This is a genomic window from Pseudomonas benzenivorans, from assembly GCF_024397895.1.
Taxonomy (GTDB): Bacteria; Pseudomonadota; Gammaproteobacteria; order Pseudomonadales; family Pseudomonadaceae; genus Aquipseudomonas; species Aquipseudomonas benzenivorans_A.
Genome location: NZ_CP073346.1, coordinates 3,260,286 through 3,275,456 on the forward strand (window position 1 = coordinate 3,260,286; position 15,171 = coordinate 3,275,456).

Sequence of the window (15,171 nt, forward strand, 5' to 3'; positions counted from 1 at the left end):
CGGCTCTTTTTCCAGACGAGACCCGCTATGACCCTGAAGACCATCGAAGGTACTTTCATCGCCCCCAAGGGCCGCTTTGCCCTGGTGGTCGGCCGCTTCAACAGCTTCGTCGTCGAAAGCCTGGTGAGCGGTGCCGTCGACGCCCTGGTGCGTCACGGCGTGAGCGAAAGCGACATCACCATCATCCGTGCGCCGGGTGCCTTCGAGATTCCCCTGGTGGCGCAGAAGGTCGCGCAGCGCAGCGAGTTCGACGCCATCATCGCCCTCGGCGCGGTGATTCGCGGCGGTACCCCGCACTTCGAATACGTCGCCGGTGAATGCACCAAGGGCCTGGCCCAGGTGTCCATGGAGTTCGGCGTGCCGGTGGCCTTCGGCGTGCTGACCGTGGACTCCATCGAGCAGGCCATCGAGCGTTCCGGCACCAAGGCCGGCAACAAGGGTGCGGAAGCTGCGCTGTCCGCCCTGGAAATGGTCAGCCTGCTGGCGCAGTTGGAGGCCAAGTGAGCCAGAACGACAGCCAAGGCCAGAAGCCGCAGCCGGCCAAGAAGGGCCCCAGTGCCAAGACCCTGGCGCGCCGCGAGGCGCGCACCCTGGCCATGCAGGCGCTGTATTCCTGGCATATCGCCGGCCAGGCGCTGAACGAGATCGAAGCGCAGTTTCGCGTGGACAATGACTTCAGTGCCGTCGACGGCGCCTACTTCCATGAGATTTTGCATGGCGTGGCGCGGCAGAAGACCGAGATCGACGGCGCCTTCGAGCCCCTGCTCGACCGGCCGCTGGACGAGATCGACCCGGTCGAGCTGTCGATCCTGCGCCTGTCCACCTACGAGCTGAAGAACCGCATCGACATCCCCTATCGGGTGGTGATCAACGAAGGCATCGAGTTGGCCAAGGTGTTCGGCGCCACCGACGGACACAAGTTCGTCAACGGTGTGCTGGACAAGCTGGCGCCGCGCCTGCGGGCCGACGAAGTTCGCGCCCACAAGCGCTGACTCGGACGCGCCTGGCCTTGGGTGAGTTCGAACTGATCCGCCACTACTTCGCCGCCGCGTCCTGCGCGCAGGCCGGCGAGGGCGTGGCCCTGGGCATTGGCGACGACTGCGCCTTGCTGGATCTGCCGGCCGGCGAACAGCTGGCGGTGTCCACCGACACCCTGGTCGAGGCGGTGCACTTCCCGGCTTCGGCCGACCCCTTTCTGCTCGCCCAGCGCGCCCTCGGGGTGTCGCTGAGCGATCTGGCCGCCATGGGCGCGACGCCCATCGGTTTCACCCTGGCCCTGACCCTGCCCCGTGCCGAGCCGGACTGGCTGCAGGCCTTCGCCCATGGCCTCGACCGCATGGCGCAGCAGTGCGGGGCGCGCCTGATCGGCGGCGATACCACGCGGGGCCCGTTGAGCCTGACCGTCACCGTGTTTGGCCGGGTGCCGGCCGGGCAGGCGCTGACCCGGCGCGGCGCCCAGGCTGGCGATCTGCTCTGTGTCGGCGGCTGCCTGGGTGACGGCGCCGGGGCACTCTCGCTGGTGCTGGGACAACGCCAGGCGCCGGCGCAGGTCGCCGAGGCGCTGCTGGCGCGCTATTGGTCGCCGCAACCGCAACTGGCCCTGGGCCAGGCGCTGCGGGGCAAGGCCACGGCGGCGCTGGATATTTCCGATGGCCTGCTGGCCGACTGCGGGCACATCGCCGCGGCGTCCGGGGTGGCGCTGCTGGTCGAGCAGGCGCGGCTGCCGCTGTCCCAGGCGCTGCTGGCCTTGCTCGGCGAGGAGGGCGCGCGCCAGTGCGCACTCAGCGGTGGCGACGACTACGTGCTGGCTTTCACCCTGCCGCCCGCCCAGCTGCACGGCTTGCAGGCGGCCGGCTGGCCGCTGCAGGTGATCGGCCGGGTCGAGGCCGGGGAGGGGGTGCAGCTGCTGGACGAGCAGGGGGGGCGTATCACGCCCTCGGCGCAGGGTTATCAGCATTTCGGGGGCAACGGTGTCTGAGACTTCACGCGTGCCGCCTTCGGTCTGGCGCAATCCCTGGCATTTCCTGGCCTTCGGTTTCGGCTCGGGCACCCTGCCCAAGGCGCCGGGTACCTGGGGCTCGCTGGTGGCTCTGCCGTTCATCCCGCTGTGGCAGATGCTCCCGGACTGGGGCTACTGGCTGATGCTCGGCCTGACCATGCTGTTCGGCTTCTGGCTGTGCGGCAAGGTCGCCGAGGACCTGCGGGTACATGACCACGAGGGCATCGTCTGGGACGAGATGGTCGGCATGTGGATCACCCTCTGGCTGGTGCCGGAAGGCTGGGGCTGGTTGCTGCTAGGCTTCCTCATGTTCCGCTTGTTCGACATCCTCAAGCCCTGGCCGATCAGCTGGGTCGATCGGCACGTGCATGGCGGCGTCGGCATCATGCTCGACGACGTGCTGGCGGGGGTATTCGCCTGGCTGGCCATGCAGCTGCTGGTGTGGGGCTGGGCCAACGGCCTGGCCGCGGGACTGGGTCTATAGCGAGCAGAGAACGACGCATGCGGGGATGCTGGCTGGCGTTACTGATGGGGCTGCTGACCTGGACCGGTGCCCAGGCCGAATCGGCCGTGCCGAGCCATATCCGTCTGGCCAGCGAGGTCTGGGAAGAGGATACCGAGGCCGACGGCACCGGCCTGGCCTGGGACATCCTGCGCCAGGTGTTCGAGCCCGCTGGTGTCGAGCTGGCGATCCAGAGCGTGCCCTATACCCGCTCCATCGGCCTGGTCCAGCGCGGCGAGGCGGATGCCTGGGTCGGTTCCTATCGCGATGAGATCGACCACGGCGTCATCTACCCACGCTGGCACTACGATGCCGACCAGATCGACGCCCTGGGCCTGAGCGAGCGGCCGGCGCCGACGCTGGCGAGCATCGGTACGGCCCAGCTGGTGTGGATGCGCGGATACGCTTTCCAGCGTTATCTGCCCAATCTGAAAAGCTACCGGGAAATTCAGCGCGATAGCGATATCCCGCGGATGTTGCAGGTCCACCGCGCCGACTTCTATATCGACTCGCGCGCCGAGGTCGAGGCTGTGCTCGGTCAGGCGACCGAGCCGGCGCGCTTTCGCATCACGCCGTTGACCCGCCTGCCGCTGTACCTGGGCTTTGCCGACAACCCGCGCGGACGTGCCCTGGCGCAGGTGTTCGATACGCGGATGGACGAACTGGTCAAAAACGGCGGCCTGCGCCCGGTATTTGCGCGCTGGCAGCAGCCCTATCCGTTCGAATGAGGAGTGATAGACGCATGATGCAGTGTCTGAAGTGGCTGGGCCTCGGCCTGCTGTTGACGGCAGTCGGGTTCGCCTGGGCGGCGCCCCAGGTGCGGGTGGTAGGGCTGTTTCCCGGCGCGGCGGTGCTCAATGTCGATGGCCAGCGCAAGCTGGTGAAGGTCGGCCAGACCGGTCCCGGCGGCGTGGTGGTGGTCAGCGCCGACAGCCGCGGCGCGGTGCTGCGGGTCGAGGGTGTCGAGCGCAGCTATGGCCTCAGTCGCGAGTACAGCAATGGCTTCGCCGAGCCGACCAGGCGCCAGTTGAGCATCGCCAAGGGCGTCGGCGGGCACTACTGGATAGCCGGTTCGGTGAATGGCCATCCGGTGCAGTTCCTGGTCGATACCGGCGCCACGGCGGTGGCCTTGAACGATGGTCAGGCCCGGCGCCTGGGCATCGACTACCGGGTCAGCGGCCTGCCGCTGCAGGTCAACACCGCCAGTGGCACGGTGCGCGGTTGGCGGGTCAACCTCAACAGCGTCAAGGTCGGTGACCTCGAGGTGCTGGGCGTTGAGGCCGTGGTGCTCGAAGGCGGTTCGCCAACCGAGGCCCTGCTCGGCATGAGTTTCCTCAGCCGGGTCGGCTGGAAGGTCGAGCAGGATGTGTTGATGCTCGAGTCCAAGCACTGAGTCTGCACGCACCGCCTGTTTCGATGCCTATCATCGGCAATTCAGGCTGACCCGCCGGCAGGGGCTGCTGTTACAATGCCGCCCTTGCCATATTCCAGCCCTTATCTTCTTAGGAGCATCCGGTGCCTGTCGTGTTCGTCGCCGCCTCCCAACTGCCTACGCCCTTTGGCGTGTTTACCATGCATGGCTTCCTCGAGGAGGCCACCGGCAAGGAGCATGTCGCGCTGACCTTCGGCGATGTGGCCGGCGACGAGCCGGTGCTGGGCCGCCTGCATTCCGAATGCCTGACCGGAGATGCCTTGTTCAGCCTGCGCTGCGACTGCGGCTTCCAGCTCGAGGCGGCGTTGCGGGCGATTGCCAGCGAGGGGCGCGGCGTGCTGCTCTACCTGCGCCAGGAAGGTCGCGGCATCGGCCTGCTGAACAAGATCCGCGCCTACGAGTTGCAGGATGGCGGCGCCGATACCGTGGAGGCCAACGAGCGCCTGGGCTTCGGCGCCGACCAGCGCGACTACGCGATCTGCCGGCCGATGCTCGAGCACCTGGGTATTCGCAAGCTCAAGCTGATGACCAACAACCCGCGCAAGGTCAATGCTCTGGGCGACATGGGCATCAGCGTGGCGACCCGCGTGCCGCTGCAGATCGACCACAACCCGCACAACAAGAAGTACCTGGCGACCAAGGCCGGCAAGCTCGGCCACCTGCTCGGCAGCCTGCATCAGGGCGAGGTCGAGGATCCCCGTGACGCGTAGCGAGCAGCGCCGGCGCCTGGCGCTGCGGTGGTGGGGGCTGCTGCTGCTGGCCCTGGCGCCGCTGTTTGTCCTCAATCTGCTGTTCGGTGCCGGTCGCCAGCCGGGCGTCCTGGCCATGCCGCTGTTCATCGCCGGGCTGCTGGCGATGTTCGCCAGCCTGCCGTTGTTCGGCGCCTACAAGCGCGCCCTGGTGGCGACCGAGAAGGCCCTGGATACGCCGCAGGAAACCGCCGCCTGGCAGGCGTTGGGCGTGTGCCGCGGGCGGGCCCTGCTGGTGGCCGCACTGCCTGCCTGGATCGCCGCCATCGCCGTGTTCACCGGCCTGGAAGGCATACCGCTGCTGCTGCTGGCGCTGTCCAGCGTGGTCCTGCTCTACCTCTACCGCATTCCCCGCCAGCTCGGCTGATGACTCGCCTGGGCCTTTGCCTGCTCGCGCTGCTGGCCTGGCCGGCTCTGGCGGTCGAGCGGGTGGTCAGCCTGGCGCCCTCGCTCAGTGAAATCGTCCTGGAGCTCAATGCCGCCGATCTGCTGGTCGGCGTGCTGGACGGCGGCGAGCGGCCGGCCGCGCTCAGCCATGTGCCGTCGGTGGGGCGCTATGGCCAGCTGGAGATGGAACGCCTGCTCAAGCTGCAGCCCGATCTGGTGCTGCTCTGGCCCGACAGCATCGGCCCGGCCCAGCGCCAGCAGCTGCAGGCGTTCGGCATTCCCCTGCTGGTCGTCGAGCCCCGTGATCTTGCCCGCCTGGCCGAGCAGTTCGCCGAGATCGGTGCGCGCATCGGCCGGGGCGAGCAGGGACAGCTGTTGCGCCGGCGCTTCAGCGAGCGCCTCGCCGAGCTGGGCCAGCGCTATGGGCGGGAGCAGCCCGTGCGGGTGTTCTACCAGGTCTGGGACAGGCCGCTGTACACCATCGGCGGCCAGCAGATCATCAGCGATGCCCTGCGGTTGTGCGGCGCCGAGAACGTGTTCGCCGACCTGAGCCTGCCGGCGCCGCAGGTCAGCGTCGAGGCGGTGTTGCAGCGCGATCCCGAGGTCATCCTCGCCGGCAGCGGCGCCCAGCTGGACAGCTGGCGCCGCTGGCCGCAACTGGCTGCGGTACGGCGCCAGCAACTCTGGCCGGTGCCGGACAAGGGCCTGGAGCGGCCCAGCTTCCAGATGCTGGCCGCAACCGAGAAGCTGTGCGCCCAACTGGCCGAGGCCAAGTAGAGCGCTGAATGCACAAGGCCCCGCGATTGCGGGGCCTTGTTGCAAGTGGCTGCTTAGAAGCGGTAGCCGACGCTCAGTTGCACATCCTCTTCCGGTGCCGGATACAGCCCCTTGTTTCCCGGCGTCCAGGCTGAGTAGGTGGCGAAACTATCGTAGCGTTTGCCGGTGAGGTTGTTGACCCGCAGCTTGGCGTTGAACTGCTGATACTCGTACTTAAACGCCGCGTTGAACAGGGTATAGCCCCCTTCCCGCGGCAGGACATGGGCGTCGTCGCTGGAGAGGTAGCGGGCTCCGGTGTAGATCGCTTCCAGATAGGCGTTCAGCCCTGGCAGGATCACGTAGTTCAGATGCGCGCCGGCGCTATGGCGGGATACCCAGGGTACTTCGTTGCCCTTGTTCTGGCCGGCGCGGAACTCCGAGTCGGTGAAGCTGTACTGGGCACCGACACTGAGCTTGTCGGTCAGCGAACCCTCACCCTCGAGCAGCAGACCCTCGCGACGGGTCTTGTCCAGGTTGATATTGGCACCGGCGCCAGGGCCGAATACGGCGTGTTCGGCGAGTGGGTCGTACAGCAGCTCGTCTTGCAGATCCAGGCGGTAGAGAGTGGCCTGGTAACGCTGGCGGCCATCGCGCCACTCGATTCCGCTTTCCCAGGACTCGCCGGTCTGTGGCTTGAGGAAGGTCACGCCGGGCCCGACGGAGGCGTTCTCATTGACGTTGGCCCAGCGCAGTACATCCTCGCGCTTGATGAACAGGCTGGTCTGCTGGTTCGGCTGCCACTGCAGGGCAACGCTGGTGCTGCCTTCCCGGTCTGTATGACTGAGGTCGTTGCGCTTGTTGCGGTCCTCGGCCTCGCTGGCGCGGTAGCCCAGGATCAGGTTGACATCGCTGGCCAGTGGCTGGCTCAGCTGGGTGTACCAGTCGCGCTGAGTCTGGCGCGCCATGCTGCTGAAGCTCGGAAAGCTGGCGTAGGCGGCCTGGTAATCGCTGGTGATGTGGTCGTGGCCGATCAGCCACTCGCTGCGGCCCAGGCCGCTATCGAAGTGGGCCGTCAGGCGCGGGCTGAAGCTCTCCACGCGGGTGCCGTCGTTGAACGGGCTGCCGGAAATCAGGCCTACTCCGTCGGCGTCGCGGAAGCTGTAATCGAAGTTGCCGGTCCAGTTGGCGCCGATGGCCTGTTCCAAAGCGAAGCGGTGGACCTGGGTTTTGCTGTCGTTCCACTCGTTGGAGGCGCTCGCCTTGCGGTCGGCGCGGCGTTGGGCAATGGTCAGGGCGCCTGGGTAGAGCAGTTCATCGTCGGTGCTCTGATACTCGTAGAGCGCCCAGCCATCGGCGTGATCGTAGCGCAGCCGGCCGAAGCCGTTGCTGTAGCTGGCGTTGTTGTGGTCGCGATAATTGTCGGTGTGGCGCGTTTCGCCGCTGGCATAGACGGAGAAACCGGCGCCTAGCTGCTGGAACAGATGCCCGCGATAGGCCTCCAGGTCGTGGCTGCCCTGGGTCGTCTCCACATAGGCTTCGTTGTCGAGCGGGGTGCGAGTGATGATGTTGATCACCCCGCCCACCGCCTGGTCGCCGTAGAGCACGGTGCCGGCGCCGCGGATGATCTCGATGCGCTCGATGTTGGCCAGGGGCACGCTGTTGAGATCGGGACCGCTCAGGCTCGGATTGTTCAGGCGGCGGCCATCCACCAGCACCAGGGTGTTGTTCACCGCATTCTCGCCGAAACCGCGCAGGCTGATCGACGCGCGGTTGCCATCGCCCAGGGTGTCGCGAACCTGCAGCCCCGCCTGCCCGCGCAGCACATCGATCAGACTGCTGGCGGCGGTCTTCTCGATTTGTTTGCGGTCGATTACCCGGACGCTGGCCGGCGCAGGCTTCTGCAACGGGGTGCCGCGGGTCACGACCAGTGGCTGGGCCTGATAGGGTTCGGCGGGCTCGGCAGCCAGCGCCAGGCTCGGGGTCAGCGCGATGGCCAGGGCCAGGGGGGACAGCTTCATGAATAAATCCTCAAAAGGGAGAAGTCTTTTGAGGAGGGCAGGGACAAGCACGGGCAAGCGGACGGGTGCCAGCGCTTGACGGTGATGCCCTCCGCAACACCAGTCAGATTGCGCCGAGGCAGGTCTCCGGGCTGTCGACTGCGATCTTCCCACCTTCCCAGGCGAACCCAGTGGTGTGTCGGGAGGACCGGCGCCAGAGCGAGCGGCTCAGGTGCTGTCGATTACCGTTGCGGGGGCAGCGCAGGCTTGGCGGCTGTCGGCTGACAGCGGCGCACCTGCTTCCCTTTTCACGCGGCTGGTGTGGCCGCGACCTCGGACAACTTAAAACGCCGCGCACCATAAGGGGCTGCGGCGGGTAAAGCAATGGTGCGACACGGGCAGTCGTCGCCCGGGGCGCGTCGATCAGGCTTGGAGTGCGGCCAGGCGTTGACGGATGGCGGCCTCGATGCCGGCTTCGTCGAGGCCGCATTCGGCGAGCATCTGCGCCGGCTTGGCGTGTTCGACGTAGTAGTCCGGCAGGCCCAGGTGCAGCACCGACTTGAGCAGGCCCGCGCCGGCCAGGAATTCGCTGACCGCGCTGCCGGCGCCGCCCATGATGCTGTTTTCCTCGACGGTCACCAGCAGCTCGTGGTCCGCCGCCAGCTGGCGCACCAGGGCCTCATCCAGGGGTTTGACAAAGCGCATGTCGACCACCGTGGCGTCCAGGCTTTCGCCCACCTTCAGCGCCTCGGCCAGCTGCACGCCGAACACCAGCAGGGCGACGCCGCGGCCCTGGCGACGGACCACGCCCTTGCCGATCTGCAGCGGCTCCAGGCCCAGCTCGATGGCGGCGTTGGGGCCGCTGCCGCGCGGGTAGCGCACCGCCGCCGGGCCCAGGTACTGGTAGCCGGTGGTGAGCATGCGGCGCAGTTCGTTCTCGTCGCTGGGGGTCATCACCAGCATGCCGGGCACGCAGCGCAGGTAGGAGAGGTCGAAGCTGCCGGCGTGGGTCGGCCCGTCCTCGCCGACCAGGCCGGCGCGGTCGATGGCGAACAGCACGTCGAGGTGCTGCACGGCGACATCGTGGATCAGCTGGTCGTAGGCGCGCTGCAGGAAGGTGGAGTAGATCGCCACCACCGGCTTGGCGCCGTCGCAGGCCATGCCGGCGGCCAGGGTCACCGCATGCTGCTCGGCGATGGCCACGTCGAAGTAGCGCTGCGGGTAGCGTTCGCTGAAGGCCACCAAGTCCGAGCCTTCCTTCATCGCCGGGGTGATGCCGACCAGGCGATTGTCCTGGGCGGCCATGTCGCACAGCCACTGGCCGAAGACGCTGGAGTACTTGGGCCCGGCGGGCTTTTTCGGCGCGCTGGTCGGCGCGTCGATCGGCTCCAGCTTGGTGATCGCGTGGTAGCCGATCGGGTCGGCCTCGGCCGGGGCGAAGCCCTTGCCCTTCTTGGTGATCACATGGAGGAACTGCGGGCCGTCCAGGTCGCGCATGTTGCGCAGGGTGGCGAGCAGGGTCGGCAGGTCGTGGCCGTCGATCGGGCCGATGTAGTTCCAGCCCAGCTCCTCGAACAGGGTGCCGGGGACCAGCATGCCCTTGGCGTGCTCCTCGGTCTTGCGGGCGATCTCCCAGGCGCCGGGCAGGCGCGACAGCACCTTCTTGCTGCCTTCGCGCATGCTGGCGTAGGTGCGGCTGGAGAGCAGCTTGGCCAGGTAGTTGGACAGACCGCCGACATTCTTGGAGATCGACATGTCGTTGTCGTTGAGGATCACCAGCATGTTGGCGTTCAGGTCGGAGGCGTGGTTCAGCGCCTCGAAGGCCATGCCGGCGGTGAGCGCGCCATCGCCGATCACCGCCACGCTCTTGCGCTTGCTGTTGTCCAGGCGCGCGGCAATGGCCATCCCCAGGGCGGCGCTGATCGAGGTGCTGGAGTGGCCGACGCCGAAGGTGTCGTATTCGCTCTCGCTGCGCCGCGGGAAGGCGGCGATGCCGTCTTTCTGGCGCAGGCTGCTCATCTGCTCGCGACGCCCGGTGAGAATCTTGTGCGGGTAGGCCTGATGGCCGACGTCCCACACCAGGCGGTCGTCCGGGGTGTCGAAGACGTAGTGCAGGGCGATGGTCAGTTCGATCACCCCGAGGCCGGCGCCGAAGTGCCCGCCGGTCTGGCCGACCGTGAAGAGCAGGTACTGGCGCAGCTCGTCGGCCAGGGTTTCCAGCTCGGCCTCGCCCAGGCGGCGCAGTTCGTCCGGCGTGTTCGCGCGGTCGAGCAGGGGCGTCAGCGGGCGCTCGCGGGGAATCTCATCGAAGGTCGTCGGCATCGGGCGAATCGTTATAGGCAAAAAGATGCGGCAGTTTACCCGAAAGCGATGCCAAGCTTTAAGCCATAACTCCGCGCAAGCGTGGCGGGTGGCTCAGTGGCGGCGCTCGACGATGTAGCGGGCCAGCTCGCGCAGCGGCTCGGCGCCGTTGTCGAAGGCGCGCAGGGCGTGCAGGGCCTGGTCGCGCAGCTCCAGGGCATAGGCCTTGGCCTGTTCCAGGCCGAGCAGCGCGGGGTAGGTCGGCTTGTGGTTAGCCTGGTCCTTGCCTTGGGTCTTGCCCAGGGTGGCGGTGTCGCTCTCCACGTCGAGGACATCGTCCTGCACCTGGAACGCCAGGCCAATGGCCTGGGCATAGGCATGCAGGGCCTTCAGCGCGACGTCGTCGGCGCGGCCGCTGGCCAGGGCGCCGAGGCGCACACTGGCTTCGATCAGCGCGCCGGTCTTGTACCGGTGCATGGTCTCCAGGGCCGACTGGTCCAGCTGCTGGCCCACCGAACCGAGGTCGATGGCCTGGCCGCCGACCATCCCGGCCGGACCGGCGGCGCGGCTCAGGGCGGTGATCATCGCCAGGCGCAGCTCGGCAGCGTGTGGGTTGCGCTCGGCGTCGGCGAGCACCTCGAAGGCCAGGCTCTGCAGGCCGTCGCCGGCGAGTATGGCGGACGCCTCGTCGAAGGCCTTGTGGGTGGTGGGCTGGCCGCGGCGCAGGTCGTCGTCGTCCATGGCCGGCAGGTCGTCGTGGACCAGGGAGTAGGCGTGGATCAGCTCCACCGCGCAGGCCGCGCCATCGGCGTCTTGCGCCTCGCCACCGAGGGCCTCGCAGGCGGCGTAGACCAGCAGCGGGCGCACCCGTTTGCCGCCGTTGACCACGCTGTAATGCATGGCCTGGTAGAGCCGCTGCAGTTCAGCGCCGGGGGGCTGGAGCAGCTCGCTCAGCGCGGCATCGACGCGGCACTGGCACTGGGCCTGGTAGGCCGCGATCATGCCGAGCGGTCCGCGTCGAAGGGGGCTTCCTCCAGTTCGCCGTCGCGCTCCAGAAGAATCTGTACCTTCTGCTCGGCCTGGGTCAGGGCGGTCTGGCAATCGCGGGTCAGGCGGATGCCCTGCTCGAAAGCAGTCAGCGAATCCTCCAGCGACAGCTCGCCGCTTTCCAGGCGCTCGACCAGGCTCTGCAGGTCGGTGAGGGACTGCTCGAAGTCGAGCGCGGCTTTTTTACGGGCCATGGCGGACGGTCTCTGGAGGGGGCTCTGGCAGGGGGTGTGACCGGCGCGACACTAGCAGAGGCGCGGCGCCCGGGCAAATCCACGGCCTTGGCCGGAGCACTGTCAGGCCGCGAAATAGGTGGCCCAGAAGTAATAGGTGGTCATGCCGCCGCCCACTCCGATCACCAGGCTGCGCAGCAGGGCCGGCGGCAGGCGCTGGCCCAGGGCGCCGCCGGCATAGCCGCCGAGGGTGGCGCCGGTCAGCAGGATGGCCAGCTCGTACCAGCTGACCCGACCGGCGACCACGAAGGTCACGGTGGCGATGCTGTAGATCACCGCCGAGATAAGGTTCTTCAGGGCGTTGGCGCGGGCCACCGGGTGGCCCTCGATGGAGAACGCCGCCAGCTGCAGGATGCCCATGCCGGCGCCGAAGTAGCCGCCGTAGATCGATACGCCGACATGGGCGCCGAGCGACAGCGGGCTGTGCGGTGGCTGTGCGCTCGGCGCCGCCTGCGCCCGGCGCGCGGCCAGCAGGCGGCTGAGCCAGGGGCTGGCGGCGAACAGGGCTGTGGCAGCCAGCAGCAGCCAGGGGATCAGGTGGCGAAAGATCTCGTCGCCGCCGGCCAGCAGCAACAGGCCGCCGCCCAGGCCGCCGCACAACCCGGCCAGCAGCAATGGCAGCAGGTAGCGACCCAGCGGCCGCAGGCTGCTGCGCGCCGCCCAGGCCGCGGCCAGGCTGGCCGGCCACAGGGCCACGGCGTTGGTGGCATTGGCGGTGACCGGCGGCAGGCCGGCGGCCAGCAGCGCAGGGAAGGAGAAGAAGGTGCCGCCGCCGGCCAGGGCGTTCATGCCGCCGGCGGCGAAACCGGCGAGGACCAGCAACAGGATATCGTTCAGGCTCATGGTGCGATCCGCACAAAAGGAGCCGAGCTTACCCAGCTCGGGAGCGGCGGCCAAGCCGACCAAGGTGGTGTGGCGCGCTGCGACTGCTGTCGACCTAGTCGCCGCTCGCGCAGCAGCGACCGTCTTGCTGAACCGGCGGGCAGCACACCGAGCCGAAGGAGCAGAAGACGCAACAGTCTCCCGGTTTGGGCCGCAGCAGCACCTTGCACTGGCAGCATTCGTAGTAGTACTGGCAGGCATCGGTGGGCATGCGCTCGCGCTTGGCGAAGCCGCAGCGCGGGCAGGTCAACACGGATTCGAGAACGACGGGCTTCATCACGGTGCTACTCCCGTACCCTGGACGGATAGCCGGCATTGCCGGTCGCCTCGATCAGCGCCGCCGGCCGAGTCCGGTCGGGGTCGTATTGGAGGCTGGCGGTCTTGCGCTCGAAATCGACCTGCACCTTCTCGACCCCCGGCACTTGTTCCAGGGCCCGCTTGACCGTCAGCGGACAGAGCCCGCAGGTCATGTTCTGCACCTCGAGAGTCAGTGGTTGCGGTGGGGCGGCGAGCGCCAGCAGGGGCAAGGCGGCCAGGGCCGTCAGCAGCAGTTTGCGCATGGGACACCTCCTTTCAGTAGAGCAGTGGGGCAAGCCAGGGCACGGCGAGCAACGTCAGCAGCAGCGGCGTGACGATCCAGAACAGCAGGCGCTGGCGCCTCAGCGCGCGTGGGTCGGCGCAGGGCACTCCGGGCGCGCAGAGCTGCGGCACGAAGTACAGTCGGCGAAACGCCAGGCCGAGGAACAGCAGGGTCAAGCCAATGAAGATCGGCCGGTAGGGCTCCAGCGCCGTCAAGCTGGTCATCCACGAGCCGCCTATGCCGAGCGCCAGCAACGCCAGTGGTGCGACGCAACACAGCGACGCGCCTATGGCCGCCAGTCCGCCCGCCAGCAGCGAGCCTCTTCCGCTAAGCATGCCCATGTCGACTCCTTGAACCCGTGTACGATGAGGTCAGTCTAAATTCCGTACCTGGGTACAGAGTCAAGGGGTGTCGATGGACGTTGAACTGAGTATCGGCAAATTGGCCAAGGCCGCCGAGGTGAGCGTCGAGACGATCCGCTACTACCAGCGCCGTGGCCTGCTGGCTGAACCGCCCAAGCCGCCGGGCGGCCAGCGCCGCTACCCGGCGGCGATGGTCGCGCGTCTGTGCTTTATCAAGCGGGCGCAAGCGCTGGGCTTCAGCCTCGCGGAGGTGGCCGATCTGCTCAGCCTGGACGCGGCCAGCGCCTGCGCCGAGACACGCGCGCTGGCGGCGCGCAAGTTGGCGCTGATCGAGCGGAAGATGGCCGAGCTGGCGACGATGCGGCAGGTGCTGGGCGAACTGGTCGGCCGGTGCGATGCGGGAGGCGGCGAGGCGAGCTGTCCGATCATCGAGGTGCTGGCCAGGGAGGGTTGAGCGCAGTGGAAATGGATGACTATCGGCTCGACCTCTTCATCAGCCGTGGCGGGCGTTCGTGCGCCGCTATCCGATCCTGCCCAGCGCCGGAAACACCCGCAGAAACCAGTAGGACAAGGCCGCCAGTTGACCGGTGATCATGGCCAGTCCCATGAAAATCAGGATGACACCCGCTCCTAGATGGATGGCCCGACTCCAGCGCCGCAGCCGTTTCAGGTGCGCCAGGAAATGGTTGATGAACAGGGCGCTCAGCAGGAACGGCACGCCCAGACCCAGTGAGTAGATGGACAACAGCGCGATGCCATCAACCCTGGTTCTGGAGGCGCTGATCGTCAGGATGCTGCCCAGGATAGGGCCGATGCAGGGCGTCCAGCCGAAGGCGAACGCTGCGCCCAGGGCATAGGTAGCCACAGGACCTAGCCTGGCATTGAAGCGATGGACCAGGCGTACATCCAGATGCAGCCAGCGCGGGTTGATCAGGCCGGTCATGAACAGGCCAAAGGCGATCACGATGGCGCCGCCGATAAGGTTTGTCTGCTGCTGATAGGTCAGCAGCAGCTTGCTCAGCGCGCTGGCGCTGGCACCCAGTACGACGAACACAGTTGAGAAACCGAGTACGAAGGTCAGGCTCATGCCGACTACGGCGATACGTTCGCGCCGGTTTTGCATGGATTGCAGCTCGTCCACCGAGCGGCCCGCGATAAACGACAGGTAGCCGGGCACCAGTGGCAGCACGCAGGGGGAAATGAAGGAGATCATCCCGGCCGCAAAGGCGCTCAGGATGCCGATATCGCTTAGCGTCGGCACCGCTCAGCCCCCCTGGGGCGTGCCGATGAGTTCGCGCAGGTACTCGATGACCTCGGGATGGTCCCATTCGGCAGCGCCCAGTTTCCTGCCCAGCTCCCGGCCATGACGGTCGAGCAGTAGGGTGGCGGGCAGACCGAAGGCGCCGAGGCTGCCGATGGCCCGGGCACTCGCGTCGATATAGAGCTCGAGGTGCTGGATGCCGATTTCCGCGTAGAAGTCCCGCACCACCTGTTCCCCGTCCGGGTCGACCGAGAGGGCCAGCACCTGGAAATCGGCGCCGCCGAGTTGCCCCTGCAACCGATCCAGGGTCGGCATCTCCTCACGGCATGGGCCGCACCAGGTGGCCCAGAGATTGAGCAGGACAATCCGGCCCTTGAAGTCGCTGAGGGTGCGAGGCTTGCCCTGGCTATCGGTAAATTCGACTTCGGCTACGGTCTTCGGCTCGGGCCAGATCGTTAGGTCGGCAGGGGGCGCGGCCGCAGCGGTCTGCAGGAATAGGAGCAGCAGGCCGGCCATAGCCAGGGGCCAAGCCCGGCTTGGCGCCGGGCATTCAGCCGGAGCGAGCGTACTCGGGGTAGGTGTATGCCAGTCCATGCTTTGCCCTCGTCGCGTCATGCCGCGGCGGAATGGCGGCAGCAGCTGCGCAAGACGGTCTAGCCTTCAGTGTAGTCAACTGGCCCCGG

At 67.6% G+C, this 15,171-nt stretch carries 20 protein-coding genes and 1 riboswitch; of the genes, 10 read left to right on the forward strand and 10 right to left on the reverse strand.

Annotation, left to right across the window (positions count from 1 at the left end; genetic code table 11):
- Positions 1-27 precede the first annotated feature (27 nt).
- The 9 genes from ribH to KDW96_RS15260 all read left to right on the forward strand — a co-directional run bounded on the left by ribH (position 28) and on the right by KDW96_RS15260 (position 5,846).
- Complete coding sequence (gene ribH / locus KDW96_RS15220; RefSeq protein WP_213641459.1) at positions 28-504, forward strand: 6,7-dimethyl-8-ribityllumazine synthase; 477 nt, start codon at positions 28-30, stop codon at positions 502-504.
- Entirely contained in the window at positions 501-992 is a 492-nt protein-coding gene (gene nusB / locus KDW96_RS15225) for a transcription antitermination factor NusB (protein ID WP_255837073.1), read from the forward strand. Before ribH ends, nusB begins: the two co-directional genes overlap by 4 nt.
- 17 nt (positions 993-1,009) lie before the next feature.
- Positions 1,010-1,978 (forward strand): thiamine-phosphate kinase, encoded by a 969-nt coding sequence (gene thiL, locus KDW96_RS15230; RefSeq protein WP_255837075.1) that lies wholly within the window; start codon positions 1,010-1,012, stop codon positions 1,976-1,978.
- A complete protein-coding gene (locus tag KDW96_RS15235; RefSeq protein ID WP_255837076.1) occupies positions 1,971-2,483 on the forward strand; it encodes a phosphatidylglycerophosphatase A family protein in 513 nt (170 codons plus the stop codon). Before thiL ends, KDW96_RS15235 begins: the two co-directional genes overlap by 8 nt.
- Before the next feature lie 44 nt (positions 2,484-2,527).
- Positions 2,528-3,229: a substrate-binding periplasmic protein gene (locus tag KDW96_RS15240; RefSeq protein ID WP_255837077.1), complete on the forward strand. Its 702-nt coding sequence runs from the start codon at positions 2,528-2,530 to the stop codon at positions 3,227-3,229.
- A 17-nt stretch (positions 3,230-3,246) separates the two neighbouring features.
- On the forward strand, positions 3,247-3,894 hold the full coding sequence (locus tag KDW96_RS15245) for a retropepsin-like aspartic protease family protein (protein WP_255840534.1): 648 nt from the start codon (positions 3,247-3,249) through the stop codon (positions 3,892-3,894).
- 122 nt (positions 3,895-4,016) lie between these two features.
- Positions 4,017-4,643 carry a GTP cyclohydrolase II gene (gene ribA / locus KDW96_RS15250; RefSeq protein ID WP_255837078.1) on the forward strand — a complete coding sequence of 209 codons (627 nt, stop codon included), beginning with the start codon at positions 4,017-4,019 and terminating at the stop codon, positions 4,641-4,643.
- The gene (locus tag KDW96_RS15255) at positions 4,633-5,049 is read left to right on the forward strand and encodes an MFS transporter (RefSeq protein ID WP_255837079.1); all 417 of its coding nucleotides are present in this window, start codon (positions 4,633-4,635) and stop codon (positions 5,047-5,049) included. The genes ribA and KDW96_RS15255 overlap by 11 nt, the downstream gene beginning before the upstream one ends.
- Positions 5,049-5,846 (forward strand): cobalamin-binding protein, encoded by a 798-nt coding sequence (locus tag KDW96_RS15260; RefSeq protein WP_255837080.1) that lies wholly within the window; start codon positions 5,049-5,051, stop codon positions 5,844-5,846. The genes KDW96_RS15255 and KDW96_RS15260 overlap by 1 nt, the downstream gene beginning before the upstream one ends.
- Positions 5,847-5,899: 53 nt before the next feature.
- Here KDW96_RS15260 and KDW96_RS15265 read toward each other — a convergent pair whose 3' ends face one another.
- From KDW96_RS15265 to KDW96_RS15300, 8 genes are all read right to left on the reverse strand, one after another.
- Complete coding sequence (locus tag KDW96_RS15265) at positions 5,900-7,843, reverse strand: TonB-dependent receptor (protein WP_255837081.1); 1,944 nt, start codon at positions 7,841-7,843, stop codon at positions 5,900-5,902.
- 100 nt (positions 7,844-7,943) lie between these two features.
- Positions 7,944-8,173: riboswitch (cobalamin riboswitch) on the reverse strand.
- Between the two features lie 72 nt (positions 8,174-8,245).
- Positions 8,246-10,144: a 1-deoxy-D-xylulose-5-phosphate synthase gene (gene dxs / locus KDW96_RS15270; RefSeq protein WP_255837082.1), complete on the reverse strand. Its 1,899-nt coding sequence runs from the start codon at positions 10,142-10,144 to the stop codon at positions 8,246-8,248.
- Between the two features lie 93 nt (positions 10,145-10,237).
- A complete protein-coding gene (gene ispA, locus KDW96_RS15275; protein ID WP_255837083.1) occupies positions 10,238-11,125 on the reverse strand; it encodes a (2E,6E)-farnesyl diphosphate synthase in 888 nt (295 codons plus the stop codon).
- Entirely contained in the window at positions 11,122-11,364 is a 243-nt protein-coding gene (locus KDW96_RS15280; RefSeq protein ID WP_255837084.1) for an exodeoxyribonuclease VII small subunit, read from the reverse strand. The genes ispA and KDW96_RS15280 overlap by 4 nt, the downstream gene beginning before the upstream one ends.
- 102 nt (positions 11,365-11,466) lie before the next feature.
- Positions 11,467-12,246: a sulfite exporter TauE/SafE family protein gene (locus tag KDW96_RS15285; RefSeq protein WP_255837085.1), complete on the reverse strand. Its 780-nt coding sequence runs from the start codon at positions 12,244-12,246 to the stop codon at positions 11,467-11,469.
- A gap of 94 nt (positions 12,247-12,340) precedes the next feature.
- Complete coding sequence (locus KDW96_RS15290; RefSeq protein ID WP_255837086.1) at positions 12,341-12,562, reverse strand: GDCCVxC domain-containing (seleno)protein; 222 nt, start codon at positions 12,560-12,562, stop codon at positions 12,341-12,343.
- A gap of 7 nt (positions 12,563-12,569) precedes the next feature.
- A complete protein-coding gene (merP, locus tag KDW96_RS15295) occupies positions 12,570-12,845 on the reverse strand; it encodes a mercury resistance system periplasmic binding protein MerP (RefSeq protein WP_255837087.1) in 276 nt (91 codons plus the stop codon).
- Between the two features lie 13 nt (positions 12,846-12,858).
- The gene (locus KDW96_RS15300; protein ID WP_440447117.1) at positions 12,859-13,200 is read right to left on the reverse strand and encodes a mercuric transporter MerT family protein; all 342 of its coding nucleotides are present in this window, start codon (positions 13,198-13,200) and stop codon (positions 12,859-12,861) included.
- 79 nt (positions 13,201-13,279) lie between these two features.
- On the opposite strand from KDW96_RS15300, the gene merR reads away from it, so the two are divergent.
- Positions 13,280-13,681, forward strand: coding sequence for a mercury resistance transcriptional regulator MerR (merR, locus tag KDW96_RS15305; RefSeq protein ID WP_370295110.1), 402 nt, complete (start codon positions 13,280-13,282; stop codon positions 13,679-13,681).
- A gap of 66 nt (positions 13,682-13,747) precedes the next feature.
- Here merR and KDW96_RS15310 read toward each other — a convergent pair whose 3' ends face one another.
- Together KDW96_RS15310 and KDW96_RS15315 are read right to left on the reverse strand one after the other, a co-directional pair.
- The gene (locus KDW96_RS15310) at positions 13,748-14,488 is read right to left on the reverse strand and encodes a cytochrome c biogenesis CcdA family protein (protein WP_255837090.1); all 741 of its coding nucleotides are present in this window, start codon (positions 14,486-14,488) and stop codon (positions 13,748-13,750) included.
- Between the two features lie 3 nt (positions 14,489-14,491).
- Positions 14,492-15,004 (reverse strand): TlpA family protein disulfide reductase, encoded by a 513-nt coding sequence (locus tag KDW96_RS15315; protein ID WP_255837091.1) that lies wholly within the window; start codon positions 15,002-15,004, stop codon positions 14,492-14,494.
- Positions 15,005-15,171: the final 167 nt, after the last annotated feature.